Genomic DNA, 25,728 nt, shown 5'->3' with positions numbered 1-25,728 from the left:
AATGGCGCATAACCAGGACAAATTCGCGCAATGGCGCGTCGTCAGTGCATAAAAAATAGAATAGGCGCGTCGCTCATGCAGTTGGATAAATTCGACCGAAAGATCCTCGCTCATCTCCAGCGCGACGGCCGCCTGACGAGCAACGAACTGGCCACGCTCGTCTCGCTGTCGCCGTCGCAGTGTTCGCGGCGCCGGGCACGGCTTGAAAAAGAGAGGTTCATCCAGGGTTATCGCGCCGAACTGAGCTTCGACAAGCTCGGCTACGACATGCTGGTGATGATCTGGGTAACGCTGGCGACCCATAACCGCGACAACGCCACGCATTTTGCCGAGTTCCTGGCCGGCCTGCCGGAAGTGCTGGAGGCCCATGCCCTGACGGGCGATATGGACTATTTGCTGAAAGTGGCGACCACCGACCTGCAAGCGCTCTCGCGGCTGGTCAACGACCAGCTACTCGCGCACGAAACGGTAAACCACGTGAAAACGGCGATCGTGCTGCAGACGCTAAAAGACTATCAGGGCCTGCCGCTTACCTAAGGTCGCAGGAATACGAAATAGCCCAGAAAGATTACCGCCAGTGCGAGCATTAGTGGATGAATCTCGCGGTGGCGGCGGGCGGCGGCCATGGTGATCGGGTAGACGATAAAGCCGAGTGCGATGCCGGTGGCGATCGAATAGGTCAACGGCATCAACAGCACGGTGAGAAAGGCCGGCACGGCGGTTTCGAAGCGATCCCAGGCGATATGGCGCAGCGAGGCGGCCATGAGCACGCCCACCACGATCAGCGCCGGCGCGGTCACCGCTTGTGTGACCACCGCCAGCAGGGGCGAGAAGAACAGCGCCAGCAAAAACAGCAGGCCCACCACCACGGCCGTAAAGCCGCTGCGCCCGCCGGCCGCCACGCCCGAGGCGGATTCGATATAGGCGGTGGTCGAGGAGGTACCGATCAGGCCGCTCGCCGTGGTGGCCAGGGCATCGGCAAACAGGGCACGGCCGGCCCGTGGCAGCTTGTTTTCGCGGATCAGCCCGGCCTGACGGGCCACGCCCATGAGCGTGCCGGCCGAGTCGAAGAAATCCACGAACAGCATGGTGCCGATGACCACCGCCATCTGCGGGGTGAACAGATCGGGCAGGCGCGCAATGGCCGCCCCGGCGACCGGGCTGATATCCGGCACCGGGCTGACGATATGGTCGGGCAGGTCGATCAGCCCGGTGAGCATGCCCACGACAGCGGTGAGCGCCATGCCCAGAAAAATCGCGCTGGTCAGGCGCAGCGTCATCAACACGACGGTGGCCAGCAGGCCGAAGATCGCCAGCAGGGTCTGTGGGTCGGTCAGCGGGGCCAGGCCCACGAGCAGGGCATCGTCGTTGACGATGATGCCGGCATTGGTCAGGCCGATGAAGGCGATGAACAGGCCGATGCCGGCGGCCACGGCATGCTTGAGCTCGTCGGGAATGGCGTTGATCACCCGCTCGCGCAGCCGCGATACGGTCAGGGCCATGAAGATCAGGCCGGAGACGAACGTACCGGCGAGCGCGGTCTGCCATTCGATGCCCATGCCGAGCACCACCGAGAAGGCAAAGAAGGCGTTCAGGCCCATGCCCGGCGCCTGGGCGATCGGATAGCGCGCCAGCAAACCCATTACCAGCGAGCCGAACGCCGCCGCCACGGCGGTGGCGGTGAACACCGCATCGCGCGGCATGCCCAGGCCGGCCGCGTCGGGCACCGAGGCCAGCGACAGCACCGCCGGGTTCACGAACAGGATATAGGCCATCGACAGAAACGTCGTCAGCCCGGCGATGCTCTCGGTGCGCCAATTCGTGCCGAGGTTATCGAAATCGAAATAGCGGGCAATCGCGTTCACGGCGGATCCTGCGCTGGGGCCTGGGGGGCGGTAGACGTTTTGATAGGGCGCGCATGATACAAAAAACATGCCGGCCAGGCCCCGGGCTCTATCCCCGAGTGGTGGATGGATGCGCTTCGCCCGCGATCCCGGTCAGGGCGACCCGTCTTCGGCGCGTGGTCGACGGCGCTCCATCTGGCGGGCCAGACGGCTGCTGCGCGCCACGTCCGAGAGTGTGAGCACGCCCTCGACCTCGCGCGGGTGGCTCATCTTGCCGTCCGGCGTGACCAGCGCCACTTCGCACTTCGCCGCGCGCAGCCGGCCGACGATATCGAAGACCATGTCGTCGGCGGCGACGACGATATAGTCGGTTTCCATATGCTCGTCGGCCCAGCTGCGGATCTTCGCGCGTCGGGTGAGCCGATAATGGCGGCGGGTGGAAAAGATCGCCTGAATTTTCTGCTCGGCGTCGAGTACCAGCACGTTCGGGGCCTGGCGCCCGAAGCGTTTGAAGCGACGGCGGATTTCCGCCAGCCCGCGGTTGTTGCCCACGCGGATCACGCGCGGGTCGGCGAACTCCGAGGCCTTCTGCAGCATGAACAGATTGGTTTCCAGCGAGGCCGGCACCGGGTGGTTGCGCCGCGAGAGCTTGAAGGTATAGATCGTGTCCGCCATGAGGAACTGGCGAACGTAGTAGGCAATCGACACCACGATGATCATGGGAATGATCACGTGATAGTCGCGCGTCATTTCGAAGATGATCACGATCGCGGTCAGCGCTGCCCCGGTAGAGCTGGCTACTACCGCGGCCATGCCCAGTACCGCCATGGTGGCCACGTCGAGTTCGAACCAGGGCGCGAAATGCTGCATGGCCACGGCAAACGCGCCGCCGAGCGTCGCGCCCAGATACAGCGCCGGCGAAAACACGCCGCCGGAGGCGCCCGAGCCCAGGGTCAGCGAGGTGGCCAGCAGCTTGCCGACGAACAGCAGCAGCAACAGCCAGGGCGAGGTGAGCGCGTTTTCCAGAATATCCTGGATCGTGGCATAGCCCACGCCCTCGACGTAGTACTCGCCGGTGAGCGTCATGAAGGCATACATCATCACGCCCACCAGCCCCATGCCGATCAGGTGGCGCGAATAGTCGTTGCCGGGCATGCGCTCGAACAGCCCCTCGAATACATAGATGCTGCGCGTGAACACCAGTGCCGCCAGTCCCATGAGAATGCCGAACACCACATACACGCCGAACAGTTCCGGCGAGTTCAGGTCGAGTGCCTGATTGGCCAGCGCCGGAATATCGAAGGACGGGGTATTGCCGAACAGCGCCCGGCCGACGAACGAGGCCGCGCCCGTGGCCAGGGCCACCGGAATGAGCGTACGCCCCGAGGTTTCCGGCAGGATGATTTCGATCGCGAACAGCAGCCCGCCGAGCGGGGCGTTGAAGGTAGCGGCAATGCCGGCCGCGGCACCGGCCGCGATCAGGGTATTGCGTTGCCATTCGCGTAGCAGCGTGACCTGGCCGATACTCGACCCCAGCGCCGAGCCGATCTGGATGATCGGGCCTTCCCGCCCCACCGCGCCGCCGGTGGCAATGGAGATCGAGGAGGCCAGCGCCTTCACCCCGGCCACGCTCGGGCGAATCACCCCGCCCTTGTAGTAGATGGCATCGATGACTTCCGGCACGCCGTGGCCCTTGGCCTCCGGGGCGAAGTTCTGCACCAGAAAGGTCACCGCCACCGAGCCGAGCATGGGCACGATGATGATCCAGGCGCCGAACGGACTGGCCGCGGTATGTTCGTTGGCGTCGTATAGGCGCGACAGCTCGCCGAAGAAGGCAAGGTTGTGGAATACGGCGATCAGGTCGCGGAATATCGATGCGCCGTAGCCGGCCGCCACGCCCACGCACACGGCCAGCAGGCTGAGTACGAGGCTGGAACGTTCGATAGTGCGCGACCGGGCCAATGCAATCCCTGATTTGCTGGGTGTCGAGTCGGCCGCCGCGGCGACGGGTGTCGCGCGTGAAGCAGGTCTGGGTGGCCCGCTTCGCTGGGCATGCCGTTTGGCGGCCGTCCTGAGGTGTGTGGAGTATACAGCAACCCTGCCTCCAGACGAAGCCTCACGGGGCTGGTGTCGGGCTTGTGCAGGGGCTCGGCGGCGTCCCTGTCGGGCGCCGCCGAGCCTGTTCGAGGCGCGTCTCTACTTATCGAACATATGCGTGGCATGGGTGATCGCGCCGCCGGCGCGGATGGCCGCTGCCACCACCGCCGTTTCGCTGAGTTCGGCGTCACTGGCGCCGGCGTCGCGTGCTGCCTGGGTATGCAGTTCCAGGCAATAGGGGCACTGGGTGGTCATGGCCACGGCGAGCGCAATGAGTTGCTTGGTCTTGGCGTCGATCGCGCCTTCGGCGAACGCGGCCTTGTCGAATGCCCAGAATGCGTCCATGCCCTGGGGCGCGCCGCGGTCGAGCTGGCCGAGGCGTTCCAGATTCTTGCGGTCGTACATCTGCTCCTCCGATAGTGATTATGGGCGGTGCCGATGTTCTGGTTTGGTTATGGCGCCGCTGCAATCGACCCTGCGCGCACCGCGACGAAGCTGTCAACGCAACCAAGGTCGCGTTCGCGGGGAAACCTTGGCGCCGCCGGGGTGTCGGTGATAAAGCATTATTTCGAATGGAAAACGTCGCCATGCCATACCACGGCAAGATCAACCGCCCTGCCATCCGGATCGCCGTGCTCGTGCTGCTGATGCTGGCGTGCACGGCCGGTGTGGTGCTGGCCGCGGCCCAGGGCCAGTCCGGCCCGGCGGCCGAGCGGGCCGCCCCGCCCGAAAACTTCGCCCACTATCGCGATACCGGCGCGGGCTATGCGTTCGATTATCCGCGCGCTCTGCTGCCCGCCGAAGCACAGGGCAACAGCGACACCCGGGTGTTGCAGGGGCAAGGGCTAAGCCTGCGTGTATCCACCACGGCGCTGGGCGGGCGTTCGCTACGGGCGCTGGCCATGAATGCGCTGGACGATCCAAGCGCGGCCAGCGAAACCCGCAACACCGACGGCAGCGTGGTGCTGGTGCAGGACGAGCCGGGGGCCGAACGCGCGGTCAAGGCGATCGCTCTGGCTGATGAGCGCGTGGCCGTGATGGTGGTTGACGGCGCCTCCGAGGCGGTCAGCGATACCATTCTGACGAGCTTCGTGCCCGTATCGGCCGCAGCGGCCGACCCCGAAAAAACCGATGCCGAAGCCCGCTATCGCAATCCCGAGCTGGGTTTTTCCATCGAACGGCCCAAGGGGGCGCAGGTATCGCGCGACGGCGACGACAGCGTGTCGTTCAAGGTGTTGGGCCCGGGCAATGCAGCCGCCAGCGAGATCAGCGACGGGTTCGTGCTCACCGTCATGCGTGACCACCGGGCCGGTATCGCGACCCTGGCCGAATACGCCGAAGCGGTGCGTGCCGACGGCGCCCCCAGCGCCGACACGCGCCGGGTGGGCGATTACGAGGCGCTGCACTACAGCACGCAGAGCGAAATGGGCGATACGGTTTCGCACTGGCTGTATCGCGTCGGCGAACAGCGCCAGTACCAGGTCACCGCAACGGTCAGCGGCGATCCGGGCCGTTATCGCCGCCAGATCCAGACGATGCTCGAGAGTCTGCGCTTCGACTAGCCGGCGGGCGGCGCTGCGGCGTGGGGCGCGTGGCCAGGAATGTGGCCACGCAGGCCAGGCCCAGGGTCACGCCGATCGCAAGCGGCCGATAGTCGATATGCCACCAGACGATAGCCGCGCTGGCGGCGATCATCGCCAGCGCGGTGATCTTGGCACGTAGCGTAAGCGCGCCTTCGCGTTCCCAGTTGACGATGGCCGGGCCGGCATAGCGGTTGGCGCGTATCCAGGCCGCGAAGCGCGGCGAGCCGCGCGAGGCCAGCGCCACGGCCGCGAGCATGAACGGCGTGGTGGGCAGCAGCGGTAGAAACACCCCGAGCACGCCGAGCGCGAACAGCAGCGCGGCCGCGGCGACCAGCAGATACTGCTTGAGCGTCATGCGCTCACGCATCGTGACCACGTCAGCGTTGGGTTAGAGTAGCGGCTGGGGCGAGGCATGGCGCGATGCTACGCCGCGTGTATCGGCGCTGTCATGCCGACGCAGGGCCGGTCCGGGTCGCGTCGTTCGTGTTTGGCAGGTATCGAGGTCAGGGAGAACATGGTGCACCGTCATAATGCCGAGCAGCTTTCGTCGAACGAGCAGCCGCCCGCCGACGGCCGTGGCCGGCGCGCGTCCACGCCCGTGGCTATTCCCTTCAAGGGCTGGCGCGATGTCGCGATGCGCGTCTATCACGCCTTCAACGACAACAACCTGTCGATCATCGCCGCCGGGGTATCGTTTTACGGACTGCTGGCCATCTTTCCGGGCATTGCCGCGTTCGTGGCCATTTACGGGCTGTTTCTGGATCCGGCCGGCGTGGTCGATCAGCTCAACCAGCTCGACGACGTGGTGCCGCCGGACGTGATTTCCACCGTCACCGGCCAGATGACCCAGATCGCCGCCAAGCCGCAGGCCTCGCTCGGGCTGGCGGCGTTCTTCACCCTGGGCCTGGCGCTGTGGAGCGCGCGCAAGGGCACCACCGCGCTGATGATCGCGCTGAACGTGGTCTACGCCGAGCGCGAAACCCGCAATTTCTTCGTCAAGATCGCGGTATCGCTGGCGTTGACCTTTGCCATCGTGCTCGGCCTGAGCGTGGTGGCGGTCATGGCGGCCGGCGTACCGCTGCTGTTCGCGGCCCTGGGTTTTGGCGACTGGATGGTGGCCGTCGGCCGGGGGCTGGGCCTGGGCGGCGCCGCGCTGGTGCTCATGACCGGCATCGCCGGGCTGTATCGCTATGCGCCCAGTCGTCGCCCGCCCAAATGGCGCTGGGTGTTCGTGGGCGCGGCCATCGTGACCGTGTTCTGGATACTCGGCTCGCTCGCGTTTTCGGTGTACGTGGCCTTTTCCAACACCTATTCGGCCACCTATGGCTCGCTCGGGGCCGTGGTGGTGGTGCTCACCTGGATGTATATCACCGTGCTGATCATGCTCATGGGCGGCGAGCTCAACGCCCAGCTGGAGTTCCAGACCGCGCACGACACCACCACCTCCGGCGGCAAACCGATGGGCGAACGCGGCGCCTTCGTGGCCGACAACATCGCCAAGCGCGCCGACGATATCGACTTTGAAGACAAGAAACCGGGGCCGGGCTGATGGCACACTGCGAAGATCTGTTCATTGCCAGTTCCGAAGCGCCGGACGAGCGTATCCACCTGCGCGAAAAGCGTTCGGACGCGCCCGTTGCCGATGCCCCGGCCAAGGCCGTGCTGTTCGTGCACGGCGCGACCTATCCCGGCGTGATGTTCGACGTGCCCACCAGCAGCTGGCTCGACCATGCGGTGGCCGACGGCTATAGCGCCTATGCGCTGGACGTGCGCGGCTACGGCGCCTCCACGCGCAGCCCGGTGCTCGACCAACCCGCAAAAGACAACCCGCCCTTTGCCCGCGCGGAAAGCGCGGTGGCCGATATCGCCGACGCCATCGCCACCATTCGCGAACGGACCGGCGTGGACACCGTGGACCTGGTGGGCTGGTCCTGGGGCACGATGACCACCGGCATGTATGCCGCCAGCGGTCCGGGTACGATCAACCGGCTGGTGTTGTTCGCCCCGGTCTACAGCTGTGAGCGGCTCGACCGCATCAACGCCCTGGAAGACCGCGACAACCCGCACCGCCTGCGCCCCCTGGGCGCCTATCGCACCGAAACCGCCGCGCAGGCCCGCGAACGCTGGGATGCAGAAATCATCGCCGACGATCCGGACAGCTGGCGCGACCCGGCGGTCCTCGATCGCTGGTACGAGCAGATGCTGCGCGACGAACCCGCCGATTATGTGCGTGCCCCCAACGGCGTGCTCGTGGACCTATGGGAAGCCTTCAACGGCCGCGCCCGCTACGAAGCCGGCGATATCGAGGTGCCCACGCTCGTGATTCGGGCCACCCAGGACGCCACCGCGATCCGCGACGACGCGCTGGGGCTCTTCGATCGGCTGGGCAGCGCCTATAAGCAGTACGACGAAATCGGCCGTGGCACCCACTTTTTGCTGCTGGAACGCCGTGCACCACAGCTTTTCGATCGTGTGAGCGCATTTCTGGTCAGCCCGCTGTCCACGGACTGACCCGGGCCGACCGCTAGTGCCCGTTTAGTGCCCGAAGCTGGGACGGCCGTTTAGCCGAACACGGCACGCAGGATGAAGTAGAACACCGCGGTGAACAGCGCCGCGCCGGGCAGGGTGAGCAACCAGCCAAGAAACACGCGGCCGAGCACGCTCAGGTCCAGCGCGCGAATGCCGCGGGCCAGGCCCACGCCGAGCACGCCGCCCACCAGCGTCTGGGTGGTGGACACCGGAATACCGAACCAGGTCGCCAGCACCACGGTGGTGGCCGCGGCCAGCTCCGCCGAAAAGCCGCGGGTGGGGGTGAGCGAGGTGATCTTGGCGCCGATGGTGCGAATCACCCGATGGCCGTAGGTGGCCAGCCCGAACACGATACCCACGCCGCCGAGCACCAGAACCCAGGCGGCCAGCTCCGATTCGCCGCCGATCTGGCCCGGGTTGTTCAGCACGTTGATGATGGCCGCGACCGGGCCGACGGCGTTGGCCACGTCGTTGGAGCCGTGCGCGAACGCCATGGTGGCCGCGGTAAATACCTGGGCGAAGCCGAACACGCGCTCCACGTTGCGATAACGATCGGAGCGCTGATGGGTATCGAGAAGCTGTACCCGGTTGAGCAACAGCCGGCTGATCACTGCCGCGACAATGCCCAGTATGACCGCGCCGAGAATGCTCATCGGCGTCGACAGTTCCAGGCCCACATGGCTCAAGCCCTTCACCAGCGTGACCAGACAGATCACGAACCCGGCCAGAAACACGTAGAACGGAATATAGCGGCGGGCGCCCTCGGCCGGATTGTCGTGGTTGAGCACCAGCCGGCGTATCGACTCGAACAGCAGAAAGGCGAGCGTGCCGGCAATGATTGGCGAGGCGATCCAGCTGGCCACGATCTTGCCGATCTCGGCCCAGTTGATCGGCTCCGTGCCCACCGAGACCAGGGCGAAGCCGAGAATGCCGCCCACGATCGACTGGCCGGTGGATACCGGCATGCCCAGGGTCGAGGTCAGCAACAGGAAACAGCCGGCGCCGAGCAGCGCCGCGAGCATGCCGTAGACCAGTAGTTGCGGCGTATCGGCAAATACTTCCGGCCGGATCAGTCCGCCGCTGATGGTCTGGGTGACTTCGCCGCCGGCCAGCCAGGCGCCGAGAAACTCGAAAATGCCGGCGATGATCACCGCCTGGGTGATGGTGATCGCCCCGGATCCGACCGACGTGCCCATGGCATTGGCCACATCGTTCGCACCGATGCCCCACGCCATGAAGAAACCGAAAACGCACGCCAGAATGAGGAACAACTCGGCGTGCTGGGCGATGATCGACATCGGGCGATCCTTGTAACGAGGGCGCGGGCCCGAAAGTGTTTAGCGGGTGGCGAGAATCTGCAGGCGCGAGCCGGCGCGCTCGGCGCGATCCGCCACCGAGCCGATCGCATCGATCACACGGTAGATGAACATCATCTCCAGCGGCGGCAGTTCGCTTTCCAGCGGCAGAAGCTGGCGACGTATGGCCACCTGCTGCTGGTCCGAGGTGTTTTCCAGCCGCCCGAGCTCGGCGACCATGTCGGCGATGAGTTCGCCCACGCTGCGCCCGAAGCCGGAGTCCAGCAGCTCGCCGAGCTCCTCGAGCACCTTGCGTGCCTGCGCCACGCTGGCATGCGTGGTTTCCAGATAGGCACGAATCGGCGCCTGCAGCGCGTCCGGGAACTGCATACGCCGGCCCGTCATCAGCCCGGATATGTCTTTGATCTTGTTAACGATCTTGTCCTGAGCCTCGACCAGTACCAGCAGGTCGGCACGCGAGATCGGCAAGAACAGCGTGCTGGGCAGGTTGAGCCGGATACGATCCTTGAGATCGTCGGCCGCATGCTCGCAATCGTTGATCTGCTGATGCAGCGCCTCGGCTGCGTCCCAGTCGCCGGCCTGGCTGTGCGCGATGAATTCCAGCAGCAGCGACGCGCCTTGTTCCACCTGGCGCATATGGTCGGTCAGGGCGCCGAAGGGCGACTTGCCGAACAGGCTTGGAAAGGGGCTGTTCTTGGTAGGATCCATGAAGGCTCCGGGTGAGTCGGCGGTTCATGCTCGGCGCACAGTATGTCAGTCGTATGACCGGCGCTGGTGACCTGCCGCATCATAGCGGTGGGTGCCCACCCCGCGACGAACGTGCCTTGGCACGCGCTTTCGGCCTATGTCGCTGGTTTATAACGTCGTGGCAGGGAACGTTTGCGCTGAAATGTGTCCGATATGCTTCAGCGTACCTATCAGACGAATTTCTAACCCAATGCTCAACCCCGTACCGTCCGGCGTCGGTCGCGGCGCGCTATTGCGCTGGCTCGGCTGGCTTGTGATTGCCTACACCCTCGTGCTTTCGCTGGTGGCCCTGCGCTACCTCGACGTCGGGGATCTGGCCACCGGCGGCGCGGCCCGCAGCTTTGGCGTGGCGATGTTCTTTGCCCATTTTCTGTCGGTGGCACTCATCGGGCTGTTGCCGGTCATGCTGCTCGCCCTGCTGGTACCGTACCGGCACGTTATCGTGCCGCTGGCCTGGGCAATCGGCGTGGCGCTGACCGGCCTGCTGCTGGTGGATACGCAGGTATTTCAGCAATACCGTTTTCATCTCAACGGCGCCCTGGTGTCTTTATTCTTCTCGGGCGCCTCGGAAGAGACTTTCGAGTTTTCGCTGGCGATGAAGATTCAGGTGGCCCTCATTTGCCTGGGCGTGGCCGTCGCGCTCTGGGGCGTGGGCTGGGCCGTTTGGCGGCTGGTCGCGGCCACACGCCAGCGCCGCTTCGGCTACGGCATGGCGGCTGCCTGCGTGGCGCTGCTGCTGGGCACCAATCTGTTTCATGCCTATGCCGACGCCATGGGCGACGGCAACGTCACCCGCCAGACCCGTCTGCTGCCCGGCTACGAGCCGCTCACCGCGAAGGATTTCCTCGAAGAGCGCGGCTTCGACGTGGCCGAGGCCAGCTGGGGCGGCGATACCGCTCTGGACGGCTCCATCGACTATCCACGGGTGCCGCTGCAAACCGACGCCCCGGCCCAGCCGAAGAATATCGTGTTCATCGTCATCGATTCCTGGCGGTTCGATGCCATGAATGAACAGGTGTCGCCGCATATGGCGCGCTTCGCGGCCAATAACCAGCGCTTCATGAACCACTACAGCGGCGGCAACGCCACGCGTATCGGCATGTTCACGCTGTTCTACGGCATTCCCGGCACCTACTGGCACAGCATGTTGCAAACCAATACCCGGCCCGTGCTGGTCAGTCGCATGCTGGACCTGGGCTACGACTTCGGCATCTTTCGCAGCGCGCCGCTGTCCTCGCCCGAATTCCATCGCACCATCTTCTCCGGCATGAAAGAGCTGCGCATGGAATCCGAAGGCAACGATTCGCCCACGCGGGATATCGATGCCAACCGCGATTTCATCGACTATCTCGAACAACGCGATCCCGACGCCGAAAAACCCTTCTTCGGCATGGTTTTCTACGACTCGCCGCACGCCTACGACCTGCCGGACGATGCGCCGCGTCCGTTCCAGCCCAGCTGGGACAGCGTCAACTACCTATCCCTGGATGAAGACACCGACGCCACCGGCCTGCACAACCTCTATCGCAACTCGGTGCATTTCGTGGACGGCCTCGTCGGCAAAACGCTGGACACGCTTGAAGCCAAGGGCCTGATGGACGACACCATCGTCGTCGTCACCGGCGATCACGGCCAGGAGTTCAACGACCTGGGCCTGAACTACTGGGGCCATAACGGCGACTACAGTCGCTACCAGACCCAGGTGCCCATGATCGTGCACTGGCCCGGCCGCACCGAGCCCGGCACCCAGACCGACTACATGACCAGCAGCCTCGATGTCGCGCCCACGCTGCTCAACCACGCGCTGGGCGTGAACAATGCGTTTGACGCCACCAGCGTCGGCCACGACCTGTTCCAGCCGGCTGACCGTCTGCCGATGATCATGGCCCAGTACCGCGGCCATGCCGCGATGACCGAAAACGGCTTCATCGACTTCCCCGCTATCGGCCGCCCCGAAGCGCTGGACCGCGACTACCGCCCGCGCGAAGACAGTCCTTCACCGGCCGCTATTCAGGCCACGCTGGAACAGATGACGCGCTTTCGGGATACCGATTAGCCGTCGTGCCGGTCGCCGCGCCGTCTCAAACGAACGGCGACCAAACATGCGGCAGAAAGCGATAGCCCGCGCCATCGGCCACCATATGGCCGATGCCGGGGAAGTCGATATGGTGGCCGGCGATCAGCGCGCCGGTCGTGGCCACCTCGGCGAACAGCGCCTGGCGCGAACGCACCGCCTGTTCGGGGTCGATATCGAACATCACCTGCGCATCCGGGCGCGGAAACTGAATCTGCGGCAGGTGCACGATATCGGCCGCGATGAGCAGACTCTCGCCGTTGGATTCGATGCGATAACCGCTGTGATCCGGCGTGTGGCCAGGTAGCGGATAACGCGTGATGCCGGGCCGGATGGCGTCGCTTTCGATGGCGCGCAGGTTCGACGCGCAGGCATCGAACACGCGCTGTGCATTGGCGAACTGATTACGCAGCATCTCGCCGGCATCCTCCGGCACCGCGCCGCGCCAGAAATCCAGCTCGCCCGCCGGCACAAAAATCTCGGCCTGGCCAAAGGCCGGGTTGTCGTCGCTATCGATCAGCCCGCCCAGATGATCGGGATGTGCGTGCGTGAGAATCACGCGGTCGATATCCGCAGACGTCAGCCCCATTTCGCCGAGCCCCGCGCCCAGTCGCGCACCTTCATCGCCCACCAGACCGCCCAGCCCGGTATCGATGAGAATGCGCTCATCACCCGTATCCACCAGATAACAGTTCAGCGTGATCTTCGGCGGCGTCGGCCGCCGGCTCGCCGTGTGCAAGTCCTGCACCGTCGCCTCGTCCAGATTCGAGATCAGCCCGAACCCGCCCTGCAGATAGGCATCCTGAATCGTGGTGACGACGAAATCGCCCACGCGCAGATGGTGGATATTGGTGGATTGGGTTTGGGGTTGTTCTTGCGGCATGTCGTGTCGCTATGGGCGGCCAATACGAACAGACTTGGTGATAATCGTGACGCTTTAAAGAATGGCCGGCCGTCGATCAGGCCGCTTCCCAAGGGTTGATCAACGCAACGCCCAGCGAACGAAAGTCCTCCGTATTACGGGTTGCCAGCGTCGCGTCGTGCTGCGCACATATCGCCGCGATCTGGGCGTCGGCCATCGCGCCGGGCTGGCCCGCCGTCTCACTAGCGGCGACCCGTTCGGCATAAAGCACGGCAGCTTCGGCATCGAATGCCAGGATCGCATCGGCGAAATCTTCCTCGAACATCGCAGCCGCGATCTCGGCGAACTGCTGCTTGCGGCGGTCGTCGGGTAGCCGTTCGATGCCGTAAAGAATTTCGGCGACGGTAATCGCCGTGGTCGCCACGTCTTCGCGACGGCTGGCGGCATCGAGCCAATCGATAACCCCTTCTTCAGGTGCTGGGCGCATCAGTTCCGACAACACGTTGGTGTCGAGAACGATCATCAGTCGAAGTCTGCGGCGCGCGGTGTTTCGTTGCGGGCGGGCAGATCGAGTTCGGCCCCGCCCACGTCGCTGAATCGTGCCCGCACTCGGCTGCCGAGGCCGCCTTTCGTCGCGCCAGCGAGCGAACGACGCAGGATCACGCGGACTTCTTCTTCCATCGAATGACCGTGCTCGGCCGCCGCCAGCCGTAGCGCCTGTTTCAGATCGTCGTCCAGGTTGCGGATCGTGATTGAAGCCATCGGATTGATTGCATTGATATCACTGCAATCAATTTAGCATAGCTTAAGAAGGTTTAAATGCGTGGGGACTTAATAAGCGAAAACCGCTTTTCGTTTATTAACGGCGATGTTTAGCTAATCGCGTGCGCGATAATTGTGCGGTTGCCGCAATCCGATTCGTAGTGTTCGAGTTTGCGATGATTCAACTTATTGATATGCCGGTTGTTGGCCCCGCCAATAAGTTATGCCTATTGCGCGGCCGATAATGCGAACCTATTATTCGTTATCAAATGGATCGGGGGTGCCCGGTCGGCGTCTATGCCTCGGTGGGTTCACCGGGGCTTTTCGCTTTCTGGAGCCGCGACTCAGTTCGGCCGCTCGTCCGGCAGTCGTTTCAGACCCACGCCTTCATATCCTTCGCCAACGTGTTGTCGGCCGCCTTCGCAGTAGAACTTGCGGGTGAGTACGTCGAATGCTCGGTTTCGTTGCTCGGGCCGCAGCACGCGCAGGCCGATCGGCCGAGCAACAAGATCCGATAGTTGCAAGCCTGAGGAATTGACCTGCTTGCTCGCGAACTTGACCACGAAGGGCAGCTCGCGATTCAAGCCGTTGGCACCGTCACAGATACGCCGGAATTCCAATTCCAGATCGCGATCTTCTTTTTTGCCGCGGCATTCGACCACGACGTGCGTGTCCCGATCTGACTGGCCCTTCTCATCAATGAACCTGGCTAGCTGTTCCAAGCCGTATCGCAAGGCGTAGTGATAGGGATTGTCCACGGCTACGTCGCCACGCGTCTTGAATGCGGTTTTGTCGATCACGCAGGCAATAAGAATGAAGTTGCTTTCATCGATCAGCGTTGTGAGCTCGTCCATGAAGGAATGGCGCTCGGCTACGCCGCGGAAGATATTGAAGTCGCCTTTTTCCTTGCGAATATCGCGCTCGTGTAGAACGACGATGTCGTGGCCGAAATGCCGAAACTTGAACTTCTGTAGCGCGGGAACAACGACTTCGCTGTAGTAACGCTTGTGGAAAATGCAAAACGCGAGCACGAATAGAGGGTAGTTTGGATCGATCGCCGTCAGGCTGTGATCGCCGCTTTCGTCGACATAAACGATGTAATCGCCGAATTTCGGTGAATTGCCCCAGTCCATCATCGAGCCCTAGCCGCGGTACAGATGATCCTGAATACCAAAGAACGCACCGCGAATCTCGGGTATTGAACCAAGCTGGCGTTTCGCATCACCCGTGCCGCCGTAGCGAATCCGCAGAAAATGCGGAATGCGGTCGGCGGCCAGCTCGCTCACCCCGTGGGTTTCATAGGCGTTGAGGATGTAGTCGAGAAATTCGCGCATCTCCGGCTCGTAGCCCGCCAGGCCGGTTTCGCGGGCGCGCTCGGCACGTTCGCGCCGGGCCAGTGGGGCGAGCGTGAAGCGGATATAGGCCAGCACATCGAAGATATCGCTATCCGGCGCGTCGATCAGGCGGCGCATGTCGTCGAGGCGCTCGCCGTCGTAGTCCATTTCCGCGAGGCGTTCGATAAAGGCGCTGCGTTGTTCCGGATCGCGCCAGATCGCGCGTAACTGTTCTTCGGATTCCACCAGCCCCGACAAATCGCCGAAAAGCTGTTCCATGAACTGTTGGGCGGTAATCGGCGTGCCGTCGTGCGACCAGTAGCTGGTGGTGGCGAGATAGCGAATGCGTCTTGCCTTGCCATCGGCCAGCTTCACCAGGATCTTTTCCGGCGGTTCGCCTTCGCCGCCGCCATAGGGCTCGCCCTCTTCGCCCGCGCCGCCGGGCGGCGTGGGTTCGGGCGGTTCCGGGTACGGTGTCGGCTGCGGGTCGGGCAGTTCCGGCGGCTCGGGCTCGCCGTCCCATTCCGGGTCCTTGAAGTGTTCGTGCGCCTTCACGAAGTCGTAGACGGTAAAGAAATACTTGCCGTCGAATACGCGCGTGCCGCGGCCGATGATCTGCTTGAACTCGATCATCGAGCGGATCGGCCGCATGAGCACGATATTGCGTACGTTCAGCGCGTCCACGCCGGTGGAGAGTTTCTGCGACGTGGTGAGAATCGTCGGCAGTGTCTTTTCGTTGTCCTGGAACCAGCCCAGCGCCGTTTCGCCGGCCTTGCCGTCGTCCGCGGTCACGCGCACGCAGTAGTCCGTGGCTGGGTTGGTCTTGATCTGGTTGATGTAGTCGCGCACCCGTGCGGCATGGGCCTGGGTGGCACAGAACACCAGCGTCTTCTGGCGTTGATCGATCTCGGCCATGAACTGGGCGACGCGGCTCTTCTCGCGTTCGTCGATTACGATCTTCGTATTGAAGTCGGCCTCGGTATAGAGCCGGTCGTAGTCGATCTCGCCGGCCAGCACTTCGTCTTCGCCCGAGTAGGAATAGGTATCGAGCGTGCTCGCCATCTGGCGCACCTTGAACGGCGTGAGGTAGCCGTCGTTGATGCCTTCCTTGAGCGCATAGCTGTATAGCGGCTCGCCGAAATAGGCGTAGGTATCCACGTTCGCATCGCGCTTGGGCGTGGCCGTCAGGCCGAGCTGCACGGCGGGCGAGAAGTGTTCCAGGATCGCGCGCCAGGTGCTTTCGTCCCGCGCGCCGCCCCGGTGGCATTCGTCGATGATGATGAAATCGAAGAAATCCGGCGGATAGCCCTCGAAGGTGAACTCCCGCTCGCCGTGCGTTTTGCCTTCGGTCATGAAGGTCTGGAATATGGTGAAGAACACGCTCGCGTTCTTCGGCAGCCTGCCTTGTTTGCGAATCTCGTCCGGGCTGATGCGGCACAACGCGTCCGGCGGAAAGCCGGAAAACTCGTTGATCGCCTGATTCGCCAGAATATTGCGATCAGCCAGAAACAGAATCCGCGGCCGCCGCGTGGGCTCGCCGGAGAGATTCCAGCTCGCCTGAAACAGCGTCCAGGCAATCTGAAACGCAATGCCCGTCTTGCCCGTGCCGGTGGCCAGCGTCAGCAGCATGCGCGTGCGGCCCTGGGCGATGGCCTCCAGCACGGCGGTAATCGCGTTGTGCTGGTAATAACGCGGCTGCCACTTGCCGCCGCTGGTATAGAACGGCACGTGGCCGAAGCGCTCGCGCCAATCGTTGTGCTCTGGAAAACAAAGGTCCCATAGCGCCTGCGGCGAGGGGAAGGGCAGGTCGAGATCGCCTTCCGCGCCCGTTTGCATATCCACGCCGTACCAGCGCCGCCCATTGGTGGCATAGGCAAAGCGCGTCTTGAGGCGCTTTGCGTAGGCCTTGGCCTGGGCCAGCCCTTCCGTATAACCGAGCTCGGCCCGCTTGGCCTCGATCACCGCCAACTTGCGCCCGTTCAGGCTCAGCACGTAATCCGCTTTCAGCGGATTGATCCGCCCGGCCGTCGTGATACGGCCCTTGGCGATTTCCTCACGTGCAACGCGGCTACCGTCGGCGACACCCCAGCCCGCGTCCCGGAGGACCGGGTCGATACGATTGGCGCGGGTGTCAGCTTCGGTTTCTTGCACGGTGTCAGACTAGGTTGCCGGCAAAAGCCTTTTGTAAAAGCGATCGTCGGAGTTCGCTCGTCATTTCGAGCTTGTCGGCAATAAGCGCGTTTAATTTGCCGCTTTGGGCACGGATCCGGTGCGCACGTTCGATGATCTCTTGCTGCTCTTCGATAGGAGGGACCGGAAATGGAAACTTAGGGAAGTCGCGAAGGTGGATTCGGTCTACCGTAGCTCCTTCCACGATCTTGGACTTAAGAAATTCCTGGTAAGCGGGCGATATGTAAGCAATCACAAAGTACTCAGGGAGAACCTTTTTCTTATCAAGCCGGACCAAGCCCATGCGCCTCCCCAGACAACATCTCATTCCTTCTGGTATGAGAGCAATCTGTCCGAGTCGGGTCTCATAGGCGAACACCACGTCTCCGGGTTCAGGAGTCACCCTCTTTGTCCACTTCTGGAAATCGGATTCTGTTACATGGCGGGTTTTGCCGAGCTCGATTCGTCCATCTACGAGTGAAGATATGCCTAAGAAAAGTGGTCCGCTATCGACTGTCTTTGGAGTGGCGTGAGGGCCATCGAATACCTCCGCGAATTCTTTTATCACAGGGTTGGCCCATTGATTCGCTGACAAAAAAAGCCGATCCAGTGCAGTGTGATAAAGCTGTTTGCCATCATTCAGGCTCTTCTCGGCACGAGCACGAGCGCGGTCGAGAGCGGCGAAGGCCTGATCGAGCACCGCAACGATTCGCTTCTGCTCTTCTAGCGTAGATGGCATCAATATTTCGAGTGCGTACACGTCGTTTCGGTTGATGCCGGGTTTCACCCCACGTGCGAGCGACGGTAAATCGAGCATCGAAAGCGCGTAGGCGAGATAATCAAAGTCGATCCGGTTTTGGTCGTGCGACGTGAAGTAGGTGACGTCGAGCGGCCAAAAATCGCCGTCTACTCGCGTTATTTGTCCGGCAGAACCTTTTCTCCCTATGATTAACGTCGGCCCGTTGCTTAGCGCCTGATCGGCGTAATCCTTTATTCCGTTGGCTCCGTAGACTGGAATTTGTCCAGATGGATTGCGCCTGGCTTTAGGAAGCGCTTTGCCGTAGTTCAGCGTTAGAACTTCGCGAAGTTCGATCTTCTCCCAATCACTGGCCGAAGCCTGGGTTGCGAGCTCGCTCACAGCATCCCCCGAATCTCTTCCAGAATCCGCGCCGTCTCGGCATCCCGCGCCAGCATGTCGTCGATGATTTCTTCCGGCCTGCGCAGCGGCGCTTCTTCGGGCGCGTTCGGATTCTTGACCGACAGATCCCAGGTCGCCGGGTCGATATCGTCGATGGCGACGGTCCAGCCCTTGGCGCTGTCGGCCTTGTTAGGCTGCAGCTCGACGAACTCGGCCAGGTCGTCGTCGTTCAGCGGGTTGGTCTTGCCGAGGCTGCGGCCGGGATCGAGCTGGTAGTACCAGACGTGTTTCGTCGGCGCGCCCTTGTCGAAGAAGAGCACGACGGTTTTTACGCCCGCGCCCTGGAAGGTGCCGCTGGGGCAGTCGAGCACGGTGTGCAGGTTGCAGGTGGTGAGCAGTTCCTTGCGCAGATCGACGCTGGCGTTGTCGGTATTCGACAGGAAGGTGTTCTTGATGACCACGGCACCCCGCCCGCCAGCGCGCAGCTTGCGGATGAAGTGCTGCAGGAACAGATAGGCCGTCTCGCCCGTCTTGATGGGGAAGTTGTGCTGCACTTCCTTGCGTTCGCCGCCGCCGAAGGGCGGATTGGCCAGCACGATGTCGTGCCGATCCGCCTCGCGGATTTCCGTGACCTTCTGGTTGAGCGTGTTGGCGTGGGTGATGGCCGGCGTTTCGATGCCGTGCAGGATCATGTTCATGATGCCGATCACATAGGCCAGCGATTTCTTTTCCTGCCCGTAGAAGGTCTGGCGCTGGAGCGTGTCCCATTCGTTGGTCGAGAGGCTATCGCTCTTGAGGTATTCATAGGCTTCGCACAAGAAGCCCGCCGAACCACAGGCACCGTCGTAGATCGTTTCGCCTAGTTTTGGATCGACCACGCGGATCATGGCGCGAATGAGCGGGCGCGGGGTGTAGTACTCGCCGCCGTTGCGCCCGGCGTTGCCCATGCGGCGGATACGGGTTTCGTACAGGTCCGACAGTTCGTGTTTGGCCTGCTGGCTGTTGAAGGTGAGCGTATCGACGATCTCGATGGCATCGCGCAGCGCATAGCCCGAGCGGAACTTGCAGATGATCTCCGAAAATATCTCGCCGATCTTGTATTCCAGCGTGTCCACGCTGGGTGCGCTCTGGCGAAAGGTCTGTAAATAAGGAAACAGCTCGCGGTTTACGAAATCGATGAGATCGGTGCCGGTCTTCGCCGTGTTGTGATCGAACTCGCCGTTTTCATCCTTCGGCGCGGCCCAGGCTTGCCAGCGGTAGGCGCCGTCCAGAATCGGCCGGTATTCGCGGCCTTCCAGCTCGGCGTTATCGGCGCGCTCGGCTTCGCGATCGTCCAGATATTTCAGGAATAACAGCCACGAAGTCTGCTCGGCATAGTCCAGCTCCGTAGCCATGCCCTCGTCGTTTCGCAGGGCCTTGTCGATGTTGTTGAACGCGTTTTCGAACATGCGGTATGAATCTTTTGAGCTGGGCTGGCGTCGGGCGCTTTACGGCGTTGGCTATCGATTGTCGAACGGTAATTTTCGTCGACGAGAACAGCGGCGATCATGAATGCTACAACGGATACCAATAAATCGTTGCCTGAAATATTGCTGCACGAGATCGCTAATACTCTGGCTGCCAGGGTCAGGTGATGCGATCGACGCGAGGCGGGCTGTGGAGATCAAGCGATGAGAGTGTTCACTTATTCCGAAGCACGGCAAAACCTCGTCAAGCTGCTTACGCTCCCCCAGAGCGAACCAGTGCGGATCCGTCGTCGCGATGGGTCGATGTTTACGTTGGATGCCGTGCCTACACAAAAAAGCATCACCGTTCGACGTATCCGGCGTGAAAACCAAAGTCTCGACGGCCGATATTTTCCCGGCGGTGAGCGAGTCGCGCGCTTTGATACGCAGTCGCGCTAGGGTAGGCGTCGCCTCTCACATCGATACCAGGACGCCATGACCCAGCCGCGCCCAACCTCCATTCGCATCTTCCTGGCCGACGGCACGCCGGACGGGCTGCGGGTGGTGGAGAAATCCAACTGGACCGGTCGGGCGGTGGTGGTGAGCCGGTCGGAGATCGGCCGTGCGCTTGCGCGTGATGAGCTGCGTCAGCCGGGTGTTTATGTGCTTAACGGCCCGGCCGAAGACGGGGCGCCGCGTTTGTATGTGGGCGAGGCGGATGTGCTGGGCGAGCGGCTCAAGCAGCATGTAGCGGGCAAGGAGTTCTGGACCCGCGCGGTGGCGTTCACCAGCACCAACGAGGGCTTGAACAAGGCGCATGTACGCTATCTGGAATCCCGCCTGATCGAGCTGGCCAAGCGTGCCAATCAATGGGCGGTGGAAAATGGAACGACGCCGGGCGTGCCGCCGCTGTCGGAAGCCGATCGGGCCGATGCGGAATGGTTTCTGGACGAGATGCTGGTGATTTTTCCTGTTCTGGGTATCGATGCGTTTGAGTCCGCTGCGGGCCAGGCACGAGTTGAATCTGCGCCCAGTCAGTCCACGCCGATCGAACTGCACTTGAACGAGCGCGGCGCTCGGGGACGAGGCCGCGAAGTAGCCGACGGGTTTGTCGTGCTGGAAGACTCGATGGCACGTCTGGACGAAACCGTCTCGATTCACGAGCACATGCGGGATATGCGCCAGCAGTTGCAGGATCGTGGGGTGTTGGTGCGTGACGGCCAGGGGCTTCGATTCACCCAGGATTTTCGCTTCAATTCGCCGTCTTCGGCGGCCGGTGTGCTGGTCGGCGGCAGTGCGAATGGCCGGATCTGCTGGAAAGATGAAGGCGGGCGCACGCTAAAGGCGTTGCAAGAGGCGCGCGCAGACGCCGCGATATGAATAGCTGGATGCGCGTGTCGAACTCTCGGCGATAAGCGCGCTCAGGGCTGCGTTGAGTTCGCAGCAGCGCTCACGAACCGCCCGCAGGATCCATCGCAAGGTTCAGTTCGCCGGCCGTTCGCGCGAGGCGTTTATCTCTCGTCCATAAGCGACCATCGCCCATGAGTGCCGCCGCTGCGAGCAGGTGCACGTCCACGAAGCCGATGCCCCGGCCCATCAGCGCGTGACGCTCAATGAAGTCGCGCGCTTCGGTGTGCGTTGCGACGGGTGCCATGGGTAGTGCATCGAGCAGCGCGAATATTTCGCGGCGTGCCTTGAAGTGTCCGCAGGCCAGTTCGCCGAGCACCATTGGGTGGCTACAGACTTCGTTGCTGTTCAGGCGCGAGGCCAGGGCCGCGTCGCCATGTCGGAAATGGTCGATCCAGATCGAGGTATCGACAAGAATCACGCGGGTTCGGATTGGCGCCGCGGCGGGTTATTCAATTGCGGTTCGCTGCCGCCCAGACGTGCGAGGCGCTGCGCACTCTCCCGTTGGATCAGCGCCGACAGCGCTTCGCGTACGAGCGCGGTGCGCTCTGACAGGCCGGTCAGGCGTTGCGCCTCGGCGAGTAATGCATCATCTAGATTGATCGTCGTACGCATGAGCGACATCCATGTTGCCGATGGTTCAATCGTACATCATGCGGTGACGATCCAGATGCGGTGTCGCTAGTGCTCAGGCCGGGTTCGCAGACACCGGAATCACCGTCAAAGACCGCACCCCCTGCGCCCCACGAACAAGCACGCCTTCGATATCCGCGGTGGCCGAGGGGCCGGTGTGGAAGACGGTGTAGTTTGCGCTCACGAAATCGTCGCGCTGGTAGGCGCGGTGGAGGTTGGTGACGATTTCGGCCGGGTCGATCAGTACGACGAGGTGCTGGGCGAGATAGGCGATGGCGTTGACGGTGAGTTCGGCTTCGGTAAAGGCCACGCTGCCGGTTTCGGCTACGCCGAAGCGTGCACGCAGCACGGCGATATCCACGTCGTGGACGGTGGCCGGGTCGTCGCTGTTGGTGAGCGTCCGGTTGCCGGCGACTTCCTGCACGTTGGAGGCAATCACGGCGTCGGCGAACGGTTTGCCCAGCTTTTCGGCGAGCGCCTGCTGTACGGCGTCTTCGATGCTCTGGCCGTCGCCCAGCGCATGCCAGCTGCCGCCCATCATGGTCAGGCGTTCGGCGAACAGGTCGACGAGGCCGGCGCGTTCCTGCGGGTAGTTGTCGTCGTAGTTCGGCACCGTGGGTGCGGGCGCGTCGAGGCCCGGTTTGGCGCTGCGAACGGCGCCGAGGATGTCGTCGCGGCTGCTCATGGGTTAAAGCTCCGGGTCGTCGTCGGTCGGCTGGCGGATGGCGATGAGTATCAGCGAGGCCGGCAGATAGTGGTTGTCGTCGAGCGGTTCCTCAACCGCGGCCAGACGCCAGTCGCCGCTGTTGACGAGTTCCAGCCAGCGCCCGAGGGTGCGGAAATACCAGGGGGCGTCGTCCTGGAAGCCGCTGCCCAGGCAGGCACCGCTGGCACTGCGCCAGCCGTCTATATAGGGCCGGTCGCCGCAGGCGGTGAGCGGGTGCAGGGTCTGGATGACCAGCAGCCCGCCGGGGACCACCGCGCGGGCCGCGCCGGCCAGGGCATCGTCCACGCTGTCTTCGCCGAGCAGGGAGAAGTTGCACACGGCCATATCGAAGGGTTCGGCGAACTCGGCGTCGGCCAGGTCTTCGTAGGCACAGACCTTGAGGTCGACGTTCGGGTTGACGCACTTCTCGCGCGCGGCGTCGATGAGCTCGGGCACGGCATCGATGCCGGTACAGGCGATGTCTTCGGCGGCCAGTGCGCGCAGCAGCCAGCCTTCGCCGCAGCCGATGTCGAGCACGCGCTCGGGCCCGCAGTCGAGCACGGTATCCACGATGGCGCGGTCGGTGGTGCGGCGGCTGGCGATGCCGTGCTGATGAATGGCGTGCACCCAGGCCGCCGCGTTGTCGTGCCACGCTTCGAGAATGGCGTTCTCAGCGGGCAATCTCTGGGTGTCGTGGGCCATGGCGTTAGTTCTCCGGGGTGTTGCGGCTTGCGCCATCCCGGTTGAGACGATGGCGCTTGTACCAGTCGTGGAAGGTGCCGTTGTCGGGCGGGCTGGGCATTTCGCGGCCTTCGCCCCAGGCGTTCATGCGGTTGTAGATCGCCCAGCGCGGCAAATGCTTTAGCGCGGAGTTGGTGGCCTTGATCGCGGCGCGATAGCCCTTGGGGCTGGCCAGCACCTTGCCGGCCGCGGCGAGCCCGGTTTTCTTGGTCCACGGCAGGTGGCCGTTCTCGGCCAACACCTGACGCCAGCCGAAGATCTGTTCGTGGATATTGATCTTCACCGGGCACACGTTGGTGCAGCTGCCGTTGAGCGTGGAGGCAAACGGCAGATTGGAATAGCGGTGGGCGTCGAAGGTGGGGTTGAGGATCAGCCCCAGCGGGCCGGCATAGGTCGCGCCATAGCTCAGCCCGCCGGAACGCCGGTACACCGGGCAGGTGTTCATGCAGGCGCCGCAGCGAATGCACTTGAGCGACGACCAGAACTTCTCCATGCCCAGGCGCTTGGAGCGGCCGTTGTCGACCAGCACGATATGCATCTCGCCGCCTTGCTTGGGGCCGCGGAAATGCGATGTGTACTGGGTGATGGGCGAGCCGAGCGCCGAGCGCGACAGCAGGCGGATGAATACGCCCATGTCTTCCACGCGGGGCACGAGTTTTTCGATGCCGATGGAGGCCACGTGCAGGTTGGGCACGTTGGCCGACAGGTCGGCGTTGCCTTCGTTGGTGCAGACCACGAAGCCGCCGGTTTCGGCCACGGCGAAGTTGGCACCGGTCATGCCGGCATCGGCGTCCAGAATCAGCGGCCGCGTGGCGTCACGCTGGGCCCCGGCGAGATAGTGGGCGTCGTCGTTGTCGGGATCTGAACCAAGCTTGTCGGCGAACAGCCGCGCCACGTCCGAACGCATCTTGTGCACGGGCGGCACCACGATATGGCTCGGGTCTTCGCCGTCGAGCTGCTGGATACGCTCGCCCAGATCGGTTTCCACGATTTCGATGCCCACGCCGTCCATGTAGTGCCGAAAGCCGCACTCTTCCATGAGCATGGACTTCGCCTTGATCACGCTCTTCACGCCGTGATCGTTGAAGATCTCGTGGATGATGCGGTTGTGCTCGGCGCCGTCTTTCGCCCAGTGCACGTGGATGCCGTTGGCCTTGGCGTTGGCCTCGAACTGCTCGAGATAGGTGTCGAGGTTGGTGAGCGTGTGCGTCTTGATGTCGCTGGCCAGCTGGCGCAGCTCTTCCCATTCCTCGATCGTATGGGCCTGTTTGTCGCGCTTGCTGCGCATGGCCCAGACGCGGGTGTCGTGCGATTTGGCGTGTTCCGGCGCGTTCAGAAACTGCTTAGCCGAACGCGCATGGTCCACGCGCTTGCCGTCGGCGGCCTTCGCCGGGCGCGGCTGGGGCTCCGGCGTGGCGCGTTTCATGGTGGCCGCGGGATTGGGTTCGTTGCCGTTCATTGGCTTGCCCCGTTGAGGATTTCAGCGATGTGCTTGAAGCGGATCGGCGCGCCGATGCGGGCAGCACAGCCGGACTGGTGCATCAGACACGACGAATCGGCCGAGACGATATATTCCGCGCCGTTGCGGCCGTGATCGGCGATCTTGTCTTGGCCCATCCGGGTAGAGACGTCCGGTTCGGTCACCGAGAAGGTGCCGCCAAAGCCGCAGCATTCGTCCGGCCGGTCGATGGAGACCAGCTCGATGCCGGCGACCTTTTCCAGCAGTGCCCGCGGCTTGGAGAAATATTCGCCGTGCAGTTCGCTGGGCTTGCCGTGGCCGAGATTGCGCAGCGTGTTGCAGGAGTCGTGATAGCCCACGCGGTGCTCGAAACGCGCCCAGGGGAATGCATCGACCTTGAGTACGTCGTGCAGGAACTCGACCAGTTCGAGCGTGTTCTCGCGTACGTGTTTGACCTCCGGCGTCTGCTCGATGGCGGTCAGGTTGTCGCGTATCTGGTGCACGCAGGAGCCGGACGGCGCCACGATGACGTCGTATTTCGCGAAGTTCTTCACGAACAGCGCTTCGGTGGCCCGTGCTTCGTCGTGGCAGCCGGAGTTGACCATGGGCTGGCCACAGCAGGTCTGGTCGAAGGGGTAGTCCACCTTGCAGTCGAAGCGTTCCAGCAATTCCAGCGTGGCAATGCCCACGCCGGGATAGAAGGCATCGATGAAACAGGGCACGAACAGGCCGATTTGCATGGGCTCTCCGAAAAGTCGCGAGCGGAACGAGGCCGGGCGGGCGGCCGCAGGCTCAGTCTAACGCGCGTGTTGCCGGATTGTCCGGCCCGGTCGTTGCCTTATACAAAAGTCGAAAGGGCCCATGTCGATGCCCTTTCGAGCC

General features: G+C 63.2%; 25 protein-coding genes. 6 read left to right on the top strand and 19 right to left on the bottom strand.

The window, feature by feature from the left end; all coding sequences use genetic code 11:
• Positions 1 to 75: 75 nt before the first annotated feature.
• Entirely contained in the window at positions 76 to 537 is a 462-nt protein-coding gene (locus tag C84B14_RS02095; protein WP_353221648.1) for an Lrp/AsnC family transcriptional regulator, read from the top strand.
• Here the strand turns inward: C84B14_RS02095 and C84B14_RS02090 are convergent.
• From C84B14_RS02090 to C84B14_RS02080, 3 genes are all read right to left on the bottom strand, one after another.
• Positions 534 to 1,856 (bottom strand): NCS2 family permease, encoded by a 1,323-nt coding sequence (locus tag C84B14_RS02090; protein ID WP_353221779.1) that lies wholly within the window; start codon positions 1,854 to 1,856, stop codon positions 534 to 536. The genes C84B14_RS02095 and C84B14_RS02090 overlap by 4 nt on opposite strands.
• A 141-nt stretch (positions 1,857 to 1,997) precedes the next feature.
• Positions 1,998 to 3,806 (bottom strand): chloride channel protein, encoded by a 1,809-nt coding sequence (locus tag C84B14_RS02085; RefSeq protein ID WP_353221647.1) that lies wholly within the window; start codon positions 3,804 to 3,806, stop codon positions 1,998 to 2,000.
• A gap of 234 nt (positions 3,807 to 4,040) precedes the next feature.
• A complete protein-coding gene (locus C84B14_RS02080; RefSeq protein ID WP_348765593.1) occupies positions 4,041 to 4,346 on the bottom strand; it encodes a carboxymuconolactone decarboxylase family protein in 306 nt (101 codons plus the stop codon).
• A 167-nt stretch (positions 4,347 to 4,513) separates the two neighbouring features.
• On the opposite strand from C84B14_RS02080, the gene C84B14_RS02075 reads away from it, so the two are divergent.
• A complete protein-coding gene (locus C84B14_RS02075) occupies positions 4,514 to 5,503 on the top strand; it encodes a hypothetical protein (RefSeq protein WP_353221646.1) in 990 nt (329 codons plus the stop codon).
• Here the strand turns inward: C84B14_RS02075 and C84B14_RS02070 are convergent.
• Entirely contained in the window at positions 5,436 to 5,891 is a 456-nt protein-coding gene (locus C84B14_RS02070) for a YbaN family protein (RefSeq protein WP_348765604.1), read from the bottom strand. The genes C84B14_RS02075 and C84B14_RS02070 overlap by 68 nt on opposite strands.
• A gap of 150 nt (positions 5,892 to 6,041) precedes the next feature.
• Between C84B14_RS02070 and C84B14_RS02065 the strand changes: the two genes are divergently transcribed.
• A complete protein-coding gene (locus C84B14_RS02065) occupies positions 6,042 to 7,073 on the top strand; it encodes a YihY/virulence factor BrkB family protein (RefSeq protein ID WP_353221645.1) in 1,032 nt (343 codons plus the stop codon).
• Complete coding sequence (locus C84B14_RS02060) at positions 7,073 to 8,035, top strand: alpha/beta fold hydrolase (protein ID WP_353221644.1); 963 nt, start codon at positions 7,073 to 7,075, stop codon at positions 8,033 to 8,035. The genes C84B14_RS02065 and C84B14_RS02060 overlap by 1 nt, the downstream gene beginning before the upstream one ends.
• Positions 8,036 to 8,085: 50 nt before the next feature.
• On the opposite strand, the gene C84B14_RS02055 is transcribed toward C84B14_RS02060, so the two are convergent.
• Complete coding sequence (locus tag C84B14_RS02055; RefSeq protein WP_353221643.1) at positions 8,086 to 9,351, bottom strand: inorganic phosphate transporter; 1,266 nt, start codon at positions 9,349 to 9,351, stop codon at positions 8,086 to 8,088.
• Between the two features lie 39 nt (positions 9,352 to 9,390).
• Complete coding sequence (locus C84B14_RS02050) at positions 9,391 to 10,077, bottom strand: TIGR00153 family protein (RefSeq protein WP_348765588.1); 687 nt, start codon at positions 10,075 to 10,077, stop codon at positions 9,391 to 9,393.
• Positions 10,078 to 10,306: 229 nt separating this feature from the next.
• On the opposite strand from C84B14_RS02050, the gene C84B14_RS02045 reads away from it, so the two are divergent.
• Positions 10,307 to 12,172 (top strand): DUF3413 domain-containing protein, encoded by a 1,866-nt coding sequence (locus C84B14_RS02045; protein WP_353221642.1) that lies wholly within the window; start codon positions 10,307 to 10,309, stop codon positions 12,170 to 12,172.
• 25 nt (positions 12,173 to 12,197) lie between these two features.
• Here the strand turns inward: C84B14_RS02045 and C84B14_RS02040 are convergent, their stop codons facing one another.
• The 7 genes from C84B14_RS02040 to C84B14_RS02010 form a co-directional block, all read right to left on the bottom strand.
• Positions 12,198 to 13,073, bottom strand: coding sequence for an MBL fold metallo-hydrolase (locus C84B14_RS02040; RefSeq protein ID WP_353221641.1), 876 nt, complete (start codon positions 13,071 to 13,073; stop codon positions 12,198 to 12,200).
• A gap of 76 nt (positions 13,074 to 13,149) precedes the next feature.
• Positions 13,150 to 13,575: a type II toxin-antitoxin system VapC family toxin gene (locus C84B14_RS02035; protein WP_353221640.1), complete on the bottom strand. Its 426-nt coding sequence runs from the start codon at positions 13,573 to 13,575 to the stop codon at positions 13,150 to 13,152.
• The gene (locus C84B14_RS02030) at positions 13,575 to 13,814 is read right to left on the bottom strand and encodes a FitA-like ribbon-helix-helix domain-containing protein (RefSeq protein ID WP_353221639.1); all 240 of its coding nucleotides are present in this window, start codon (positions 13,812 to 13,814) and stop codon (positions 13,575 to 13,577) included. Before C84B14_RS02030 ends, C84B14_RS02035 begins: the two co-directional genes overlap by 1 nt.
• Positions 13,815 to 14,158: 344 nt before the next feature.
• Positions 14,159 to 14,947, bottom strand: coding sequence for a DUF3800 domain-containing protein (locus C84B14_RS02025; RefSeq protein WP_353221638.1), 789 nt, complete (start codon positions 14,945 to 14,947; stop codon positions 14,159 to 14,161).
• 9 nt (positions 14,948 to 14,956) lie between these two features.
• Positions 14,957 to 17,299, bottom strand: coding sequence for an EcoAI/FtnUII family type I restriction enzme subunit R (gene hsdR, locus C84B14_RS02020; protein ID WP_353221637.1), 2,343 nt, complete (start codon positions 17,297 to 17,299; stop codon positions 14,957 to 14,959).
• A gap of 4 nt (positions 17,300 to 17,303) precedes the next feature.
• Complete coding sequence (locus C84B14_RS02015; RefSeq protein WP_353221636.1) at positions 17,304 to 18,455, bottom strand: restriction endonuclease subunit S; 1,152 nt, start codon at positions 18,453 to 18,455, stop codon at positions 17,304 to 17,306.
• A complete protein-coding gene (locus tag C84B14_RS02010) occupies positions 18,452 to 19,903 on the bottom strand; it encodes a class I SAM-dependent DNA methyltransferase (RefSeq protein WP_353221635.1) in 1,452 nt (483 codons plus the stop codon). The genes C84B14_RS02015 and C84B14_RS02010 overlap by 4 nt, the downstream gene beginning before the upstream one ends.
• Positions 19,904 to 20,395: 492 nt before the next feature.
• Here C84B14_RS02010 and C84B14_RS02005 point away from each other — a divergent pair, with 492 nt between their 5' ends.
• A complete protein-coding gene (locus C84B14_RS02005) occupies positions 20,396 to 21,280 on the top strand; it encodes a GIY-YIG nuclease family protein (protein WP_353221634.1) in 885 nt (294 codons plus the stop codon).
• 70 nt (positions 21,281 to 21,350) lie between these two features.
• On the opposite strand, the gene C84B14_RS02000 is transcribed toward C84B14_RS02005, so the two are convergent.
• The 6 genes from C84B14_RS02000 to C84B14_RS01975 form a co-directional block, all read right to left on the bottom strand.
• The gene (locus C84B14_RS02000) at positions 21,351 to 21,728 is read right to left on the bottom strand and encodes a type II toxin-antitoxin system VapC family toxin (protein WP_353221633.1); all 378 of its coding nucleotides are present in this window, start codon (positions 21,726 to 21,728) and stop codon (positions 21,351 to 21,353) included.
• Entirely contained in the window at positions 21,725 to 21,922 is a 198-nt protein-coding gene (locus C84B14_RS01995) for a type II toxin-antitoxin system VapB family antitoxin (RefSeq protein WP_353221632.1), read from the bottom strand. The genes C84B14_RS02000 and C84B14_RS01995 overlap by 4 nt, the downstream gene beginning before the upstream one ends.
• Before the next feature lie 73 nt (positions 21,923 to 21,995).
• Positions 21,996 to 22,625, bottom strand: a complete 630-nt coding sequence (locus C84B14_RS01990) for a LutC/YkgG family protein (protein WP_353221631.1) — start codon at positions 22,623 to 22,625, stop codon at positions 21,996 to 21,998.
• Between the two features lie 3 nt (positions 22,626 to 22,628).
• Entirely contained in the window at positions 22,629 to 23,348 is a 720-nt protein-coding gene (locus tag C84B14_RS01985) for a class I SAM-dependent methyltransferase (RefSeq protein ID WP_353221630.1), read from the bottom strand.
• 4 nt (positions 23,349 to 23,352) lie between these two features.
• Positions 23,353 to 24,846 (bottom strand): lactate utilization protein B, encoded by a 1,494-nt coding sequence (locus tag C84B14_RS01980; RefSeq protein ID WP_353221629.1) that lies wholly within the window; start codon positions 24,844 to 24,846, stop codon positions 23,353 to 23,355.
• Positions 24,843 to 25,586 carry a (Fe-S)-binding protein gene (locus tag C84B14_RS01975; protein WP_353221628.1) on the bottom strand — a complete coding sequence of 248 codons (744 nt, stop codon included), beginning with the start codon at positions 25,584 to 25,586 and terminating at the stop codon, positions 24,843 to 24,845. Before C84B14_RS01975 ends, C84B14_RS01980 begins: the two co-directional genes overlap by 4 nt.
• Positions 25,587 to 25,728: the final 142 nt, after the last annotated feature.

The sequence above is a fragment of the Salinisphaera sp. C84B14 genome (genome assembly GCF_040361435.1).
Lineage (GTDB): Bacteria > Pseudomonadota > Gammaproteobacteria > Nevskiales > Salinisphaeraceae > Salinisphaera.
This window is presented reverse-complemented; position numbering and strand designations above follow the sequence as displayed.

Bases quoted from the DNA above. Each gene is read 5' to 3' on its own strand.
- C84B14_RS02095 (WP_353221648.1), top strand. From the start codon at position 76: ATGCAGTTGGATAAATTCGACCGAAAGATCCTCGCTCATCTCCAGCGC.
- C84B14_RS02080 (WP_348765593.1), bottom strand. From the start codon at position 4,346: ATGTACGACCGCAAGAATCTGGAACGCCTCGGCCAGCTCGACCGCGGC.
- C84B14_RS01985 (WP_353221630.1), bottom strand. From the start codon at position 23,348: ATGGCCCACGACACCCAGAGATTGCCCGCTGAGAACGCCATTCTCGAA.
- C84B14_RS02070 (WP_348765604.1), bottom strand. From the start codon at position 5,891: ATGCGTGAGCGCATGACGCTCAAGCAGTATCTGCTGGTCGCCGCGGCC.
- C84B14_RS01980 (WP_353221629.1), bottom strand. From the start codon at position 24,846: ATGAACGGCAACGAACCCAATCCCGCGGCCACCATGAAACGCGCCACG.
- C84B14_RS02055 (WP_353221643.1), bottom strand. From the start codon at position 9,351: ATGTCGATCATCGCCCAGCACGCCGAGTTGTTCCTCATTCTGGCGTGC.
- C84B14_RS02045 (WP_353221642.1), top strand. From the start codon at position 10,307: ATGCTCAACCCCGTACCGTCCGGCGTCGGTCGCGGCGCGCTATTGCGC.
- C84B14_RS01990 (WP_353221631.1), bottom strand. From the start codon at position 22,625: ATGAGCAGCCGCGACGACATCCTCGGCGCCGTTCGCAGCGCCAAACCG.
- C84B14_RS02060 (WP_353221644.1), top strand. From the start codon at position 7,073: ATGGCACACTGCGAAGATCTGTTCATTGCCAGTTCCGAAGCGCCGGAC.
- C84B14_RS02010 (WP_353221635.1), bottom strand. From the start codon at position 19,903: ATGTTCGAAAACGCGTTCAACAACATCGACAAGGCCCTGCGAAACGAC.
- C84B14_RS02050 (WP_348765588.1), bottom strand. From the start codon at position 10,077: ATGGATCCTACCAAGAACAGCCCCTTTCCAAGCCTGTTCGGCAAGTCG.
- C84B14_RS01975 (WP_353221628.1), bottom strand. From the start codon at position 25,586: ATGCAAATCGGCCTGTTCGTGCCCTGTTTCATCGATGCCTTCTATCCC.
- C84B14_RS02035 (WP_353221640.1), bottom strand. From the start codon at position 13,575: ATGATCGTTCTCGACACCAACGTGTTGTCGGAACTGATGCGCCCAGCA.
- C84B14_RS02075 (WP_353221646.1), top strand. From the start codon at position 4,514: ATGGAAAACGTCGCCATGCCATACCACGGCAAGATCAACCGCCCTGCC.
- C84B14_RS01995 (WP_353221632.1), bottom strand. From the start codon at position 21,922: ATGCGTACGACGATCAATCTAGATGATGCATTACTCGCCGAGGCGCAA.
- C84B14_RS02030 (WP_353221639.1), bottom strand. From the start codon at position 13,814: ATGGCTTCAATCACGATCCGCAACCTGGACGACGATCTGAAACAGGCG.
- C84B14_RS02040 (WP_353221641.1), bottom strand. From the start codon at position 13,073: ATGCCGCAAGAACAACCCCAAACCCAATCCACCAATATCCACCATCTG.
- C84B14_RS02025 (WP_353221638.1), bottom strand. From the start codon at position 14,947: ATGGACTGGGGCAATTCACCGAAATTCGGCGATTACATCGTTTATGTC.
- C84B14_RS02005 (WP_353221634.1), top strand. From the start codon at position 20,396: ATGACCCAGCCGCGCCCAACCTCCATTCGCATCTTCCTGGCCGACGGC.